At 63.5% G+C, this 16,294-nt stretch carries 11 protein-coding genes; 4 read left to right on the plus strand and 7 right to left on the minus strand.

The window, feature by feature from the left end:
• Positions 1–164: 164 nt before the first annotated feature.
• Complete coding sequence (locus B5F40_RS02345; protein ID WP_087192777.1) at positions 165–4,577, minus strand: DNA-directed RNA polymerase subunit beta'; 4,413 nt, start codon at positions 4,575–4,577, stop codon at positions 165–167.
• A complete protein-coding gene (rpoB, locus tag B5F40_RS02350; RefSeq protein WP_087192778.1) occupies positions 4,578–8,114 on the minus strand; it encodes a DNA-directed RNA polymerase subunit beta in 3,537 nt (1,178 codons plus the stop codon).
• 216 nt (positions 8,115–8,330) lie between these two features.
• Between rpoB and B5F40_RS02355 the strand changes: the two genes are divergently transcribed.
• The 4 genes from B5F40_RS02355 (at position 8,331) to B5F40_RS02370 (ending at position 10,782) form a co-directional block, all read left to right on the plus strand.
• On the plus strand, positions 8,331–8,687 hold the full coding sequence (locus tag B5F40_RS02355; protein ID WP_087192779.1) for a winged helix-turn-helix transcriptional regulator: 357 nt from the start codon (positions 8,331–8,333) through the stop codon (positions 8,685–8,687).
• 140 nt (positions 8,688–8,827) lie between these two features.
• Entirely contained in the window at positions 8,828–9,328 is a 501-nt protein-coding gene (locus B5F40_RS02360; protein ID WP_087192780.1) for a YbhB/YbcL family Raf kinase inhibitor-like protein, read from the plus strand.
• Positions 9,325–9,621, plus strand: a complete 297-nt coding sequence (locus tag B5F40_RS02365; RefSeq protein WP_087192781.1) for a hypothetical protein — start codon at positions 9,325–9,327, stop codon at positions 9,619–9,621. The genes B5F40_RS02360 and B5F40_RS02365 overlap by 4 nt, the downstream gene beginning before the upstream one ends.
• A 336-nt stretch (positions 9,622–9,957) precedes the next feature.
• Positions 9,958–10,782, plus strand: a complete 825-nt coding sequence (locus B5F40_RS02370; RefSeq protein ID WP_140396385.1) for a hypothetical protein — start codon at positions 9,958–9,960, stop codon at positions 10,780–10,782.
• 92 nt (positions 10,783–10,874) lie between these two features.
• On the opposite strand, the gene B5F40_RS02375 is transcribed toward B5F40_RS02370, so the two are convergent.
• The 5 genes from B5F40_RS02375 to B5F40_RS02395 all read right to left on the minus strand — a co-directional run bounded on the left by B5F40_RS02375 (position 10,875) and on the right by B5F40_RS02395 (position 16,122).
• A complete protein-coding gene (locus B5F40_RS02375; RefSeq protein ID WP_087192783.1) occupies positions 10,875–11,324 on the minus strand; it encodes a DUF4405 domain-containing protein in 450 nt (149 codons plus the stop codon).
• A gap of 6 nt (positions 11,325–11,330) precedes the next feature.
• Positions 11,331–11,687 (minus strand): hypothetical protein, encoded by a 357-nt coding sequence (locus B5F40_RS02380; RefSeq protein ID WP_087192784.1) that lies wholly within the window; start codon positions 11,685–11,687, stop codon positions 11,331–11,333.
• A gap of 61 nt (positions 11,688–11,748) precedes the next feature.
• Positions 11,749–12,960, minus strand: a complete 1,212-nt coding sequence (nrfD, locus tag B5F40_RS02385; protein ID WP_087192785.1) for an NrfD/PsrC family molybdoenzyme membrane anchor subunit — start codon at positions 12,958–12,960, stop codon at positions 11,749–11,751.
• A gap of 16 nt (positions 12,961–12,976) precedes the next feature.
• Positions 12,977–13,603 (minus strand): 4Fe-4S dicluster domain-containing protein, encoded by a 627-nt coding sequence (locus B5F40_RS02390; RefSeq protein ID WP_087192786.1) that lies wholly within the window; start codon positions 13,601–13,603, stop codon positions 12,977–12,979.
• Positions 13,603–16,122, minus strand: coding sequence for a molybdopterin-containing oxidoreductase family protein (locus B5F40_RS02395; protein ID WP_087192787.1), 2,520 nt, complete (start codon positions 16,120–16,122; stop codon positions 13,603–13,605). The genes B5F40_RS02390 and B5F40_RS02395 overlap by 1 nt, the downstream gene beginning before the upstream one ends.
• Positions 16,123–16,294 lie beyond the last annotated feature (172 nt).

Here is a 16,294-nt window from a genome sequence, read left to right on the forward strand (position 1 = left end):
CGACGCGCGCATCGCGCGACCATCCTGCCACCGCGAGCCTTTCGCTGCGGCAGAGAAGCGGCACGCTTGCTCCATCGCCTCCGCCACGGAAAAAGCAGGGCGCAATAACCCTTTCTTGAAAAGGAGGGGGCGCGCCGCAGCGCACCCCCTCCTGTTCGCGTGGCCTACTCCTCCACATCCTCGGCATCGTTGGATGCCTGTTCATCTTCTTTGCTGGTCAGCCCGAAACCAAGCGACCCGACCGAACCCAGAAGCGCGTCCAGCTCCTCCAAGTTGCGCTGGTAGGAGCGCGGCGGCAGGGCCTCGCCCAGCATGTCCTCGCCGGACGTGTCGAACGTGGGCGGCTCGTCCCCGCCGATGAGGATCGTGTCGTCAGGACTGAACACCATGTCGAGCAGCTGCGACATGTCGTCGCTTGTGGCGGCAAGGTCGTCCTCGATCACGTGCATGAGGTCGCGCGCCGCCAAACCCTCTTTCAGCTCCTCGATGGCCTTCACGCCGATGCCCTCGATGCGCAGCAGGTCCTCCTCGGTATGCCCCACGAGATCGGCCACCGTCTCAATGCCCGCCTCGGAGAACTTGTTGGCCCAGCGCTGCGACACGCCCAGATCGTCGTAGATGTACAGGCGCGCGTCCTCGTCGGATAGCTGCGGCCCGCGGTGGCCGAGGGAAAGCCCGCTGTAGTAGCTGCCGTAGTTCGACCCCATGTTGAGGTAGCCCTCGCCATCGAGCGACCAATCCTGCGGCTGCGGCAGCAGCTCTTCGATCTCGCGAAGCGCGTCGGGCGCGAAGTCGGGCAGCTGCTCGCCCTGCACGCCCGCCACCGGACGGCCCTTGTAGGTGAGCCCCACCTCGCGGTAGCGCGAAAGGCCGGTGCCCGCCGGGATGGGCTTGCCGATGATGACGTTCTCCTTGAGGCCGGCCAGATGGTCCACCTTGCCCTCGATGGCCGCGTCGGTGAGCACCTTCGTCGTCTCTTGGAAGGAGGCAGCCGACAAGAACGAATCCGTGGCGAGCGACGCCTTCGTGATGCCGAGCAGAAGCGGCTGGCCCACCGGCGGCTCCTTGCCCTCGGCGATCAGCTCGTTGGCCACCTTCTCGAACTCGAAGCGGTTCACCTGGCGACCCGGCAGGTAGTCGGAGTCGCCGGCGTCCATCACGGCCACCTTGCGCAGCATCTGGCGCGCGATGACCTCGATGTGCTTGTCGTTGATGTCCACGCCCTGACTCACGTACACGCCCTGCACCTGGCTCACGATGTAGCGCAGCGTGGTGTTCGGGTCGGTGAGGCGCAGCAGGTCATGCGGGTTCACGGAGCCCTTGGTGAGCTGCTGGCCCACCGTGACCTCGCAACCGTCCGCAACGCCCGGCAGCATCTGGGCGCGGGCGCTCACCACGTACTCGCGGAAGTTGCCCTGCTGGTCGTGGATCGTGAGCGTCTTCTGCTGCTTGTCGCCCGAGATCTGCAGCGTGCCGGAGATCTCGGCGAGCACGGCGAGGCCCTTGGGCTTGCGCGCCTCGAACAGCTCCTGGACGCGCGGCAGACCGTGCGTGATGTCCTCGCCGGCCACGCCGCCGGTGTGGAACGTGCGCATGGTGAGCTGGGTGCCCGGCTCGCCGATGGACTGGGCGGCGATGATGCCCACCGCCGTGCCGATGTTCACCGGACGGCTCGTGGCGAGATCCCAGCCATAGCACTTCTGGCACACGCCGTGGTCGGCGTGGCAGGTCATGACCGTGCGGATGACCACTTCCTCGATGCCGGCACGATCCATCTCGCGCAGCTGCTCCATGCGCTCGATGTACTCGCCAGCGGCCAGCACCACTTCCCCGTCGGCACCCGCAGCGTCCTCGAGCAGGCAGCGGCCGATGAGGTTCTCGTCCAGATCGCCCTTCTCGTTGCGCAGCGGATACGGCACGCCGTCGGTCGTGCCGCAATCGATCTCGCGGATGATGACGTCTTGCGCCACGTCCACGAGACGGCGGGTGAGGTATCCCGAGTCGGCGGTGCGCAGCGCCGTGTCGGCGAGGCCCTTGCGGGCGCCGTGCGTGGAGATGAAGTACTCGAGCACCGACAAGCCCTCGCGGAAGTTCGCCTTGATGGGGCGGTCGATGATCTCGCCCTTCGGGTCGGACATGAGGCCGCGCATGCCGGCGAGCTGGCGGATCTGCTTGATGTTGCCTCGAGCGCCGGAGAACGCCATCATGTAGATGGGGTTGAACTTGTCGAAGTTCTCGGCCATGGCGTCGCCGACTTCTTCGTTCGCCTCGTTCCAGATGTCGACGACCTGCTTGTGACGCTCTTCGCGGCTCATGAGGCCCATCTCGTAGTCCTCGTCGATGGCCGCGACCTTCGCGTCGGCGGCCGCCAAGATCTCGCCTTTGTTCGGCGGAACCGTGGCGTCGTACACCGACACGGTGACGCCGGCGCGCGTAGCGTAGTGGAAGCCCGCGTCCTTCAGGCCGTCGAGGATGGCCGGCACGTCGGAAAGCTCGTAGCGGTTGCAGACGTCCTCGACGAGGCGGCTGATCTCCTTCTTGTTCATCTCGTAGTTGAGGAACGGGTAGTCCTCGGGCAGCACCTTGTTGAACGTGATGCGGCCGATGGTCGTCTCGATGCGCTCGCCCGCGCGACGATCCTCGAACACGCCGAAAGCCGTGGCCACCTGCGTGTCCTTCGTGAGGCGCACCCAGATCTTGGCCTGCAGGTCAAGCTCGGCGCGCGCGTCGTAGGCGTTCATGGCGTCGTCGAAGTCGATGAATGCGCGTCCCTCGCCCGGGAAGCCCTCGCGAGCCGCCGTGAGGTAGTACAGGCCGATGATCATGTCCTGCGTGGGCACGGTGAGCGGACGGCCATGCGCCGGCGACTTGATGTTGTTGGCGGAGAGCATGAGCACGCGGGCCTCGGCCTGCGCCTCGGCGCCGAGCGGCACGTGCACAGCCATCTGGTCGCCGTCGAAGTCGGCGTTGAAGGCGGTGCAGACCAGCGGGTGCAGCTTGATGGCCTTGCCCTCGACGAGCACCGGCTCGAAGGCCTGGATGCCCAGACGATGCAGGGTTGGCGCGCGGTTCAAGAGCACCGGATGCTCGGTGATAACCTCTTCGAGCACGTCCCACACGTAGCTGGCACCGCGGTCGACCGCGCGCTTGGCGGCCTTGATGTTGGCGGCGTACTCCAGCTCCACCAGGCGCTTCATCACGAACGGCTTGAACAGCTCGAGCGCCATCTGGCTCGGCAGACCGCACTGGTGCAGCTTGAGCTGCGGGCCCACGACGATGACCGAGCGGCCGGAGTAGTCCACGCGCTTGCCCAGCAGGTTCTGACGGAAGCGGCCCTGCTTGCCCTTGAGCATGTCGGAGAGCGACTTGAGCGGGCGGTTGCCCGGACCCGTGACGGGGCGGCCGCGGCGGCCGTTGTCGAACAGGCTGTCGACGGCCTCCTGCAGCATGCGCTTCTCGTTGTTCACGATGATCTCGGGCGCACCGAGGTCGAGCAAGCGCTTGAGGCGGTTGTTGCGGTTGATGACGCGACGGTACAGGTCGTTGAGGTCCGACGTCGCGAAGCGGCCGCCGTCGAGCTGCACCATCGGGCGCAGATCGGGCGGGATGACCGGGATGACGTCGAGGATCATGTCCGTCGGCTTGTTCGTGGACTTCAGGAACGCGTCCACCACCTTGAGGCGCTTGATGGCCTTGGCGCGCTTCTGGCCCTTCCCGTTGGCGATGACCTCGCGCAGCTCCTCGGCCACGGCCTCGAGATCCATGGCCTCCAGCAAATCGCGCACGCTCTCGGCGCCCATGCCGCCCGTGAAGTAGTCGCGGTAGTTCAGGCGCATCTCGCGGTAGAGGGCCTCGTCGGGCACGAGCTGCTTCGGCTCGATCTTCATGAAGGCGTCGAACGCGTCCTGGCGCAGGGCCTTGCGCTCGCTGAACTCCTCGTAGATGTCGGCGATCTCCTCTTCGACCTCTTCGGGCGTCATGCGCTCGTCCTCGTCGATGTCATCGACGAAGTCGTCGTCCTCGGGCACATAGTCCACCGACAGCTTGCGCGTGGCCTCGATGAGGCGCTCGCGCTCGGCATCCAACTCCTCAAGATCGGCGGCCAGCTCGTCGCGCAGCTCGTCGACGTCCTCCTCGCGGGCTTCCTTGTCCACGCTCGTGATGATGGAGGAGGCGAAATACAGCACCTTCTCCAGCTCCTTCGGCGGAATGTCCAAGAGGTAGCCCAGGCGCGAAGGCGAGCCCTTGAAGTACCAGATATGGCTCACGGGCGCAGCCAGCTCGATGTGGCCCATGCGCTCACGGCGCACCTTGGAGCGCGTGACCTCCACGCCGCAGCGCTCGCACACGATGCCCTTGAAGCGCACGCGCTTGTACTTGCCGCACGCGCACTCCCAGTCCTTCGTGGGACCGAAGATCTTCTCGCAGAACAGGCCGTCCTTCTCGGGCTTGAGCGTGCGGTAGTTGATGGTCTCGGGCTTTTTGACCTCGCCGCGAGACCAGCTGCGCACGTCCTCGGCGTTGGCGAGGGAGATGCGCAAGGCGTCGAAATTGGTGACGTCGAATTCCGTCGTCATTTACAGCTCCTCCCCTTCTCCGATGAGGTCGTTCTTCTCGTTTTTGGTTTCGCCCATCAATTCTCCCAGTTCGGCGGCGATGCTGTCGAGCGCGTTCGCCGCGTCGTCCTCTTCGGTCTTGCGCGCGTCGGCGGCTATCGCATCGTACAGCGCGCGGTCGGAGTCCTCTTGGCCGTCGGCATCGCGGGTGACGTCGATGGTCTGATGGTCGTGGCCCTCAAGCTCCACGTTCAGGCACAGCGACTTCATCTCCTTCACGAGCACCTTGAAGCTCTCGGGCACCTCGGCGGCGGGGATGTTCTCGCCCTTCACGATGGACTCGTAGCTCTTCACGCGGCCGGCAGTGTCGTCGGACTTCACGGTGAGGATCTCCTGCAGCACGTTGGAGGCGCCGTAGGCGTAAAGCGCCCACACCTCCATCTCGCCGAAGCGCTGACCGCCGAACTGCGCCTTGCCGCCGAGCGGCTGCTGGGTGATCAGGCTGTAGGGGCCGGTCGAGCGAGCGTGGATCTTGTCGTCCACCATGTGGCCGAGCTTGAGGATGTAGCTTTGGCCCACCGTGATCTTCTCGCGGAAGCGCTCGCCGGTGCGGCCGTCGTACAGCCACGTCTTGCCCTCGCGGGACAGCTGCGGCACGAACTCGTCGCGCGCTTTGTCGCCGTATTTCGCGTGGTTCATGTTGATGAGGTTGCGGTTGGCCTTCTCGATAGCGTCTGAGATCTCGCGCTCCGTGGCGCCATCGAACACAGGCGTGGCCACGTGCATGGGACCCTCCACGACCTCTTCGGTCTCCTCGGCGTCCGACCAGCCCCACTTCGCCGCCCAGCCCAGATGGTTCTCAAGCAGCTGGCCGACGTTCATGCGGGACGGAACGCCGAGCGGGTTCAGGATGACGTCGATGGGGGTGCCGTCGGCAAGGTAGGGCATGTCTTCCACCGGCAGCACGCGGGAGATGACGCCCTTGTTGCCGTGGCGGCCGGACAGCTTGTCGCCCTGCTGCACCTTGCGCTTCTGGGCCACGTAGATGCGCACGAGCTCGTTGACGCCCGGAGCCAGCTCGTCGCCGGCTTCGCGGGAGAAACGGCTCATGCCGATGACGCGGCCGCCGGAGCCGTGCGGCACCTTGAGGGAGGTGTCGCGCACCTCGCGAGCCTTCTCGCCGAAGATGGCGCGCAGGAGGCGCTCCTCGGCCGTGAGCTCCGTCTCGCCCTTCGGCGTGACCTTGCCCACCAGCACATCTCCCGGGAACACCTCGGCGCCCACGCGGATGATGCCGTCGGCGTCCAGGTCGCTGATCATGTCCTCGGAGATGTTGGGGATCTCGCGGGTGATCTCCTCGGGGCCGAGCTTGGTGTCGCGCGCATCGATCTCGTACTCGGAGATATGGATGGAGGTGAGCAGGTCCTCGGCCACCACGCGCTCGGACACGATGATAGCGTCCTCGTAGTTGTAACCCTCCCACGGCATGTAGGCCACCATGAGGTTCTGGCCGAGCGCGAGCTCGCCGCCGTCGCAGCTGGGGCCGTCAGCCAGCACGTCGCCCGCCTGCACCTCGTCACCCTTGCGCACGATCGGGCGATGGTTGATGCAGCCAGACTGGTTGGAACGCTGGAACTTCGGCACGAGGTACTCGTCGTACTCGCCGTCGTCGTTCAGGATGATGATGGTCTGGCCGTCCACGTAGTCCACGACGCCCGGGTTCTGGGCGACGAGGATCTCGCCGGAGTCCACCGCGATGCGGTGCTCGATGCCGGTTCCCACGAGCGGGGCGCTCGGACGCAACAGCGGCACAGCCTGGCGCTGCATGTTCGAGCCCATGAGGGCGCGGTTCGCGTCGTCGTGCTCGAGGAACGGGATGAGCGAGGTGGCCACCGACACCATCTGACGCGGGGACACGTCCATGTAGTCCACCTGCGCGGGCGGCACCTCGTCGGGCTCGCCGAACACGCCGGCGGCGTCCTTCGTGCGGCACAGCACGCGCGCGGCCTCGTGGAAAACGCCCTGGTCGTCGAACGTGCCGAACTTGCGCGTCTCGGGGTCGAACAGGTCGTTGGCCTGGGCGATGACGTAGTTCTCCTCCTCGTCGGCCGTGAGGTAGTCCACGTCGTCGGTGACCTTGCCGTCCACGACCCGGCGGTACGGCGTCTCGATGAAGCCGTAGGGGTTGATGCGAGCGTAGGTGGCCAGCGAACCGATCAGGCCGATGTTCGGGCCTTCAGGCGTCTCGATGGGGCACATGCGGCCGTAGTGAGAGGTGTGCACGTCGCGCACCTCGAAGCCGGCGCGCTCGCGCGAGAGGCCGCCCGGGCCGAGGGCCGACAGACGGCGCTTGTGCGTGATGCCGGCGGCGGGATTGGTCTGGTCCATGAACTGCGACAGCTGCGAGCTTCCGAAGAACTCCTTGATGGCCGCCACGATGGGACGGATGTTGACCAGGGACTGCGGCGTGATCTCGTCGGGCTCCTGCATGCTCATGCGCTCGCGCACGACGCGCTCCATGCGCGACAGCCCGATGCGGAACTGGTTCTGGATGAGCTCGCCCACCGTGCGGATGCGACGGTTGCCGAAGTGGTCGATGTCGTCGGTCTGGAAGCCCTCCTGGCCCTCGTGGAGCGCCACGATGTAGCGCATCGTGCGCACGATGTCCTCGTCGGTGAGGGTGGACGCCTCGTAGTCGGGTTCGAACCCGAGCTTCTTGTTGATCTTGTAGCGGCCGACCTTCGCCAAGTCGTAGCGCTGCGGGTTGAAGAACAGGCCCTCGAGCAGCGTCCGCGCGGAGTCGATGGTGGGCGGCTCGCCGGGACGGAAGCGCTTGTACAGCTCGATGAGCGACTCCTCCTTCGTGGTGGCGGGATCGCGGTCGAGCGTACGCAGGACCATCTCGCTCGAGCCGAGGAGCTCGACGATCTCCTCGCGAGACTCGGCGAGGCCGAGGGCGCGCACGAGCAGCGTGGCGGGCTGCTTGCGCTTGCGGTCGATGCGCACGGACAGGATGTCGCGCTTGTCGGTCTCGAACTCGAGCCACGCGCCGCGGCTCGGAATGACCTTCGCGTTGTAGATGGTCTTGTCGGAGGCCTTGTCGCGCTCGGCGGCGAAGTAGACGCCCGGGGAGCGCACGAGCTGCGACACCACGACGCGCTCGGTGCCGTTGATGATGAACGTGCCGCGCGGCGTCATGAGCGGGAAGTCGCCCACGAACACGTCCTGCTCCTTTATCTCGCCGGTCTCGCGGTTGATGAAGCGGATCTCCACGAACAGCGGCGCCTGGTAGGAGACGTCCTTCTCCTTGCATTCGTCCACCGTGTACTTCGGCTCGCCGAACTCATGGCGGCCAAACTCCACGCACATGTCCTTCGTGCTGTTCTCGATGGGGCTGATGTCCCTAAACGCTTGCGCCAGACCCTCGCCCTTGAAAAACTCGAAGCTATCCGTCTGGATGGCGATGAGGTTCGGGACGTCCATGACGTCGGGGATCTTCGCGAAGCTTCGCCGATCCCTGTAAAGGCTGGTCTGATCAGTCGCTTTTTCTTGAGCCACGAGGCGTTTCCTCCTTCATGAGCACCCGCACAAATGCGAAAAATTCGCAATTGATTAAAATACGATGCACGTCAAGTGCTGTCAAGGAAAATTTTTACAAACTGTGGAAATTTACTGTTGATTTGGGCTTTTAACTGGGATGATGAGAGTATGTCAACCGAACGGCCCGCCCGACCGTCCTCGTCCACCCCGGCATCTCGACCACAGGGAGCTCCCATGAAACTGCGCAAAGACTTCACCTGCCCGCTCGAACTCGTCCACGACATGATGAGGGGCAAATGGAAATGCATCATAATTTGGAGGCTTCGCCTCGGTCCTACCTCGCCCTCCGATCTGCTGAGGGACATAGAGGGCATCACCGAGAAGATGCTGCGGCAGCATCTGCGAGAGATGATCGACTTCTCTTTGGTGGAGCGGCGCAGCTTCGACGGCTACCCCTTGAGAACGGAGTACCTGCTGACCGAAAACGGCAAGAAAGTGCTCGACGCCCTCAAGATCTACCAGCAGCTGGGCATCGAGTACCTCGTGAAGATGGGTCGGGAGGACGTGCTTCGAGAAAAGGGGCTGCTGTAAAAGCGCCCGCAACCCCTTCCCTGGGCTTTGCGAAGGCGACGCTTGAGAGCCGAAGCCATACCGACGAAAAAGTGGGTAATGGACAGCGCCGACGCATCCGACGAAGATGAGCTTGTCCGAAACGAGAAAGGAGAGCCATCATGAAAGCGAAAAGCGAAGGGATCGTAAACGGCGTCATCGATGACCGCTACGGTAAACGCGGAGAGGTCAACGGGTTCGGCATGCCCGTGCTGTCGCCGCCGCTCGAGTTCGTCGACGCCCCGGCGGAAACGCAGAGCTTCGCGGTTTTCATCGAGGACAAGGACGCTTACCCGGTGAGCGGCGGATTCTCCTGGGTCCATTGGATGGCCGCCAACATCGAGAGCCCGCTTCTGAGCGAGGACGCAAGCCGTAATCCCGGGAACATGGTGCAAGGGGCCAACAGCTGGATGAGCGCCCAAGGCGGCTCCAACCCACCCGAGCTCTGCTCGTGCTACGGCGGCATGGCGCCGCCCGACAAAGAGCACCTGTACGAAATTCACGTCTACGCTCTCGACACCGTGCTCGACCTGAAGAACGGGTTCCACCTCAACGAGCTGTTCCGCGCGATGGAAGGGCACGTGCTCGACCAAACAACCTTGAAAGGCCGGTATTCGGCATGAGCCTTTTCGAGGCGTTCATGCTTCTCTGCTTCGGCGCCGCATGGCCGTTCTCCATCTACCGCTCGCTGAAATCGCGATCCACCGGCGGAAAGAGCCTGATCTTCATGCTCGCGCTCATAGCCGGATATGCATCGGGCATCGTCAACAAGCTGATAAGCGGAATCGATGCCGTGCTGTGCCTGTACGTCTTGAACATCGTGATGGTTGGCATCGACGCAGCCCTTTGGCTGCGCAATCGCCGCCATGAGCTGCGAGAGCAAAAAGCACCCCGGTGCCCATCGATTCCCGGATAGCGCGCCCGGCGGTGCACGAGCCCCTCTGGCGAGCGCGCCGCGAGCGGATACGCAACGAAGGGGCGGAATGACGCCCTGAGGGCGCAGCGTCATCCCCGCCCCTTCGTTGCCTCCGGACAAGAGCGGCGGAGCGGCGCATTGCGGGCGGCAGGGACGAGCGGGGAGGACGACCAACTCCCAAATCCCTCCCTCGTCACCAAGATCGCGCACGAACGGCGCGGAACTGATATGATATGCCGGAACGAAAAAGCCGCACGCCTCATCGACGGCGTGCTCGCACTGCGACGGCGCATCGACGGCCCGTCGCCCCGCGATAGGACCGAGAAAGGGTTCGCAGTGAACGCAAAGACCGCCCTCGCATCCGCCGCCCTCGCAGCGGCCATGTCCTGCACGATGCTCGGTTGCAGCTCCGACGCCGAGATCCCGGTCGCCCCGGGCGACTCCAATGCCGGTGCGACTTCGAGCGACAGCTACACGCTCACCGACGAGGACAAGCTCTCGGCCCTCGCAGTCGGCGAGACGGCCGTGTGGAAGGACTATGAGGTGACGGTGAGCTCCATCGACCGCACCGGAGGCCAGCTGGTCGCACACGTGCAGGTGAAAAGCCACGGACGGCCGCTTACGCTCGAAACCGGATGCCTGCTATCGTTCGGCATGCCGCCGACAAGCTCGTCATTCACCGAGGGGATGATCGAAGTGGCAGCCGGAGAGGTCGCTGAAGGCACGCTCTCCTTCGACGACCAGTACGGATCCGAGCGACTGTTCTGGAACGATGGCGCCACAGAGGCGGCGTGGGACCTCACGCTGCCGAGCGTACAGGACGCACCTGAGCAGCAAGGCGGCGACACGCAGGAGGAAACCGTCTCCGAACAACCCGAACAGAACGAGGCCAGCGAGGCAGACGAGGCCCAAAAGAGCGCCATCGCCACGCTCGAAGCCGAGCTCCCCTCCCTGTTCGCGAACAACACGTTCTACGTCTACCAAGGCGTCGACTCGTCAACGGCCACCGTGACGCCCCTAGATAGCGGCGGCTACGAGTACGTCAACAACGTCAGCATCCTCGATGGTGCCGGCTACCCGGCCACGGCGAACGTCCGGCTCGTCTGCGAGCCCAACGGCAACTGCATCTCGATGACGATCGACGGGATGCTTTTGTTCTGAAGCTCAAAGAAGGCGAGCCGCAAAGAATCGGACGCCTCAGAAACGTTTTTGCGGACGGAAGCGCGCACCCCCATGCGATTCCGTCCGCAGCCTCATTTTTCGCGACGCCCTTGTTTCCGGCCTCCGAAGAGGTCGGCCAGCCACCTCCAATGGACGACCACATGCACGAGCAGCAACGCCAACAGCGCCTTCGCCGCGATCGCGTGCAGCGGATCCCAGAAGTAGTAGCCGTTCGCATACAAGCCCAGCGAGGGCAGCACCGCGCCCGACACCATGACGCCCGACACCGTCACCGTCATGAACGCGACGATGACGAGCGCATCGAGCACCAGATTCCCCGTTCTTTCCCACGAAGGCCTCGAGAAGGCCGATTTGACGACCTTGATGGCCCAGTCGGCATGCATCGCGGCATGGGCGAGAAACGCAACTAGCGCGCCAAGTCCCAGCCATTCATGGACGCCGATGCCCGTAACGGCAGGGTTTGCGGCCGCCAGGTAGATCAGCAGGCACGCCGCATCGACAGCGAGGGTCTTCCCATCCATAGCGCGTCATCCCACCTTCCGCACGATCAGCACGAGCCCCACGACCAAAGCCACAGGCGCAAGGATCCACACGTTCAGGCTCGCGTCGGACGCCTGATGATAGCGGCCCGAAAGCGCATCCCACGCATGGCACTCGGTCGAAGAGCACGACGCCTCCGGGCACGCCATCTCATGCACGCCGTCTGGTACGGGAACGTCGTCGAAGCCATGGCACTCGCCCGAAGCGCATCCCGCGACCGGACACGGGGAGTCGGCCTCGATGCGCGAGACGCCCGACGACGGCTCGACGAGCGAGCCCGCCGCGAACACGCACGCGCCAACCAGCAGAAACGCAACAAGGGCCACAAGCAATCTCTTGGTCATGATTCCACCTCGTCAATCAAGAAAGGGGCGCGGAAAACGCGCGCGCCTTTCGCAAGCGCCCTTATCGGCGAACCTGATCGACCGGCCTGAGCGGCAGGAACTTAAGACCCAGCAGCAGAAGCAGCGCCCCGAGGCCGATCACGCCCAGCGCGACGCCAAACTCAAGAGGCGTCGGCCAATACACCATGCCCTGATAAGCTCCTGCCATCCCCGATGCCCAGTCGGTGACGGTGTAGCGATTCACCAGCCCGGGATAATCCAGGTTCGGCAGTTGGAAACCGCCCACGAGCAGCTGGACGCGCTTGCAGAAAATGCCGATGATCGCCAGCAGCGAAGCCACTACAACCAGCGGATTCGTGCGAAGCTTCGGAACGAAGCACACCACGGCGCACAGAACGCACCCCACAACCTCAACCCAGAAAAACGGGGCGAGCGGACCGGAAACGAGCATGGACACGACCTCGGCGCCCGAACCGCCAGGAAAGCCGGAGGTCAAAAGATCGCAGCCGAAAAAGTACAGATCAACCGTTACGAACGCGCCCAGCATTTTCGCAAGCTTGACGACATGCGCTTGATCGAGCCTCAGATAGCCAACCTTGCGCAGCGCGATGACCACGACGAGCACGAGCGCGGTTCCGCACACAAGCGCGCTCGACACGAACCATGGGGCCAGAAGGGCGGTGTGCCAAAACTCGTGGGCCTGCTGCAGTCCGAAGATCCACGCCGTCACCGAATGCACGAGCACAGCCGTGATCAGCGCGATAACCGAGATCACGCGCAGCGCTTTCCCAGACACTTTGCCCGTTTCGGCACGCAGCGTCGCCCACAGGTACACGATGGACAAGATGAGGTAGATCGAGATGACCGCGATATCCCACATGAGCGGGCTGCCCAGGTTCGAGTATGCGAACAGCTCCCACAGGCGCAAGGGCTGGCCGAGATCGACCACCACGAAGCCCACGGCAAGCACCGTACAGCACACCGACGTCCACACGGCGATCTTAGAAATGCCCCCGAAACCCTTCATGCCGAAGGCGCGCGGCACCGAGCTAATAATCAAGCCGCCAGCCGACAGGCCCACCAAGAACATGAACATGGTGATGTAGAGGCCCCACGAATCCAGGTTGCGCATGCCGGTCTGCACAAGGCCGCCGGATAGCTGCACGCCCCAGAGCGCCAGGCCCGCAACGGTCACGGCAGCCGCCACGACAATGGCGATGTTGAGGCCCCGGCCCCCGAACTTGGCGACAGAGGCTTTGTTCGTATCAGACATGACGTTCTCCTATCGCTTACACGAGGTAGTACACGGAAGGATTCGTTCCCTCCGACGGCAGCAGCTGTTTGCACTCCCGCTCCCTGATCAGCTGCGAGACCTCGGAATCAGGATCGTTCAAATCGCCGAAGTAGCGCACGCGTGCAGGGCACACCTCCACGCACGCAGGCTGCAGTCCCTTCGCCAGCCTGTGCCAGCACATCGTGCACTTCTCCACCACGTGCTTCTGGTGCGCGGGGACGTCCGCGTCTCCGAGAGCGTGGCCCACCACGTGCCTTGGCTCCTCCCAGTTGAAGCTGCGCACGCCCGTGTAGGGGCACGCCGACATGCACATGCGGCAGCCGATGCACTTGTCGTAGTCCTGGCGCACGACCCCCGTCTCCGAGTCCTTGTAGGTCGCCCCCACCGGGCACACCTTCACACAGGCGGGGTTCTCGCAATGCTGGCAGGCCACAACGAGATTAGACATCGTCAGATCGGGATAAACGCCCGCTGGAGTGTCGGGATTCTCCCCTCCGTCCGTAAGCACGCGATTCCACCACACTTCGTCAGGAAGATTGTTCTCCACCTTGCACGCCACCGCGCACGAAGCGCAAGCTATGCACGCCTTCATATCGATGACCATGCCGAGCCTCTCAGCCATTACCGGCCACCCCCTTCATTCCACACGCGAACCTCGCACAGCACGTCCATGAAATTGTTGTTCACGGCAAACGCGTCGAATTCTGTCGAACTGAGCTCCGACCAGCCTCCGGCTTTGTGCTGAGTCATCTGCCAGCCTTTCGGGTACACGAGCACGCCCGGACGGATAGCGTTCGAGAAGACCGCCTTCGCCACGGCGGATCCGCGATCGTTGTAGCACTCGACGTAATCGCCGTCCGAAATGCCGCGCGCTTCGGCATCGACCGGGTTGATCTTCACGTAAGGCTCGGGATCGAGCTCGCGCAAAACCGGAACGCTAAACCACTGGGAGTGCACGCGAAAACGCGGCCGCTCGCTCATGAGCACGAGGGGGTACTTCTTGTACAGTTCGTTTTCCGGCCATGCCTCAAGCGGGGGGAACCAGTGCGGCATGCGCTCGCGCTCGATCTCCTCGGGCGTGGGCGCCTTCGTAGTGAGCGCCCGCACCGTCGGCGCCTCCCGATAGAATTCGAAGCGCCCTGACGCCGTGCCGAACGCGCCGTCTTTGTACGCGATGTGCGGGTCGGTTTCGGCATCTCCGGGAATGAAGCGGATCTGCTTTTTCTCGCGCAGGTCGTCCATGGTTATGCCGAGCGCTTTCCCCATGTCGGTGTTGTACATCTCCTCGAGGATCTCCTCGTTGTTGAGCGTGAAGTACTCGCCCAGGCCAAGTTTCTGGGCCAATTCGGAGACAATCTGAGTGTCGGGTTTGCTCTCGTACAACGGTTCGATGGCCTTCTCGTTGTGATGCAGGGAAGAGCATTGCCCCGCATTCGCAACCTCTTCCAATTCGAACCACTGCGCTATCGGCAAAACCATGTCGGCGTAACGCGCGGAGTCGGTCATAACGGAGTCGGCCACGACGACGTAGTCCATCGCGGGAATGATGACATCGGTCCAGGCATGCGTGTCGGTGTGCGTGTTGAGAGGATTGGCCGAGTACATCCACAACATTTTGATGTCGGCTTTTTGACCCGCGAACTGGCCTGTCTCCACCACGTTCTTCAAATCGACGCTGGGAATGGAAAATCCCTTGCTCGGTCCGTTGGGCGCAGTGTATACCGAATTGACCCCCATGTGGACGCCCCAGAACGCTCCGTACGAAGCACCCGGCTTGCCCAGGTTCCCAAGCAGTGCGCAAAGCGTCAACCCGGCCATGGTGGCATGCGCCCCATTGTTGTACGCCTGCGGGCCATAGCCTTCGTAATGGTACACCGGAGTATCCATGCACATATCCGCCAACTCGTAGATGTCCTCGACCGAGACCTCGGTGATCTTCGACACTTCCTCGGGCGTATGCTTGAGGATCTCCTCTTTCAAAAGCTCGTAGGCCGTACGACACGGAACGCCCCCGAGATCGTACGAACCCTCGATCTCAGGCTCGGAGGCCTCTGAGACCGGAACGAGCGCACCGCCCGAAAGCACCATGTACGGGTCGTCTACGATCTCCCTGCCCGTCGCAGCGTCGACGTCCCCAGTCGGCACCGGCTCGATCCCCATGTCGCTGCGGCGGACGAACATGCCTGTGTCTTCGCGAACGAGAAAGGGCGCCACGGTATGCTGCCGCAGATAGTCGACATCTTGAGCGCCTTTCTCCAAGACGACGTTCATGATCGCGTACTTCAATAGAGTGTCGCTGCCAGGGCGAATCGACACCCATTTATCAGCCTTGGAAGCAACCTGCGTGAATACAGGATCGACGACGACAAGCTTTGTCCCGCCCTGCATCGCCTCCTTGATGAGATGCCAGTTCTGCACCTGGGCATCGGTGATGTTCGCTCCCCACACCACGATGCTTTTCGCGTTCTTCGCGTCCGTTGGCTCGTTGCCCTCCCACATCTGCAAGCCCATGAGAGGGCTGATGTAAAGACCTGCAACCGCCTGCATGCCGTAATAGCTGCCCATATCGAGGCAAGCGCTGACGCTGCTGGCGTTCAGCAATGCGATGAGCCGACTGTACGCGCTCGTGATCCCCGCAGACTGGTTGCCCGATGCGGTGAGAAACGCCACAGCGCCCTCGCCATAGTGCGCCTGAATCGACTGTATCTTCTCGGCGATTTCCGAGAGCGCCTCATCCCAGCTTACACGCTCCCACTCTCCCGCCCCCCGTTCGGTCCCCTCCGCGCGGCGCAAGGGATGCTGCAACCGTTCGGGATCGTAGATGCGGTAAACATGAGAAAGCCCTCGTTGGCAAATGCGGGTGTAGCAGTCCTCGTTGTACGGAGCACGCGAGGTCTTCACTACTTTGCCATCACGCACATGAACGTTCAGATGGCAAAAACCGAAGCAGTTGGGACGGCACACGCCCCTGAATACCTGCTCACCGTCGCCTTCTTTCTGACCCGGCTCGTATGCGGCTGCGAGAGCTTGCAGTGCAGGGCCGCCGGCCCCCGCCACTGCACCGACCCCCGCCACGGCGCCGGTGGTTTTCAGAAAGCCCCTACGCGTCAACCCAACGCATGAGCCCTTGGTTTCCGACATGTCTCCTCCTCCATTCTTGAGCCAAGAATGCCTTGGGGCTTTCCGGACGAAGGTGAACGTTTCACGAGCGACGTTCCCCTTCTTGCGCAGCGCATGGCGCACAGCTCCGTCTGTCCCCCTGTCAGAAATCGGCCGATTCCCTCTGCCTTGCAGTCTGCCATACGTCACTATG

Origin of the sequence: Gordonibacter sp. An230, from assembly GCF_002159915.1 — a bacterium.
Lineage (GTDB): Bacteria > Actinomycetota > Coriobacteriia > Coriobacteriales > Eggerthellaceae > Rubneribacter.

Excerpts from the sequence above, each read along its gene's own strand:
- B5F40_RS02395 (WP_087192787.1), bottom strand. The coding sequence starts at position 16,122 with ATGTCGGAAACCAAGGGCTCATGCGTTGGGTTGACGCGTAGGGGCTTT.
- nrfD (WP_087192785.1), bottom strand. The coding sequence starts at position 12,960 with ATGTCTGATACGAACAAAGCCTCTGTCGCCAAGTTCGGGGGCCGGGGC.
- B5F40_RS02375 (WP_087192783.1), bottom strand. The coding sequence starts at position 11,324 with ATGGATGGGAAGACCCTCGCTGTCGATGCGGCGTGCCTGCTGATCTAC.
- B5F40_RS02360 (WP_087192780.1), top strand. The coding sequence starts at position 8,828 with ATGAAAGCGAAAAGCGAAGGGATCGTAAACGGCGTCATCGATGACCGC.
- B5F40_RS02345 (WP_087192777.1), bottom strand. The coding sequence starts at position 4,577 with ATGACGACGGAATTCGACGTCACCAATTTCGACGCCTTGCGCATCTCC.
- B5F40_RS02390 (WP_087192786.1), bottom strand. The coding sequence starts at position 13,603 with ATGGCTGAGAGGCTCGGCATGGTCATCGATATGAAGGCGTGCATAGCT.
- B5F40_RS02355 (WP_087192779.1), top strand. The coding sequence starts at position 8,331 with ATGAAACTGCGCAAAGACTTCACCTGCCCGCTCGAACTCGTCCACGAC.
- B5F40_RS02365 (WP_087192781.1), top strand. The coding sequence starts at position 9,325 with ATGAGCCTTTTCGAGGCGTTCATGCTTCTCTGCTTCGGCGCCGCATGG.
- B5F40_RS02380 (WP_087192784.1), bottom strand. The coding sequence starts at position 11,687 with ATGACCAAGAGATTGCTTGTGGCCCTTGTTGCGTTTCTGCTGGTTGGC.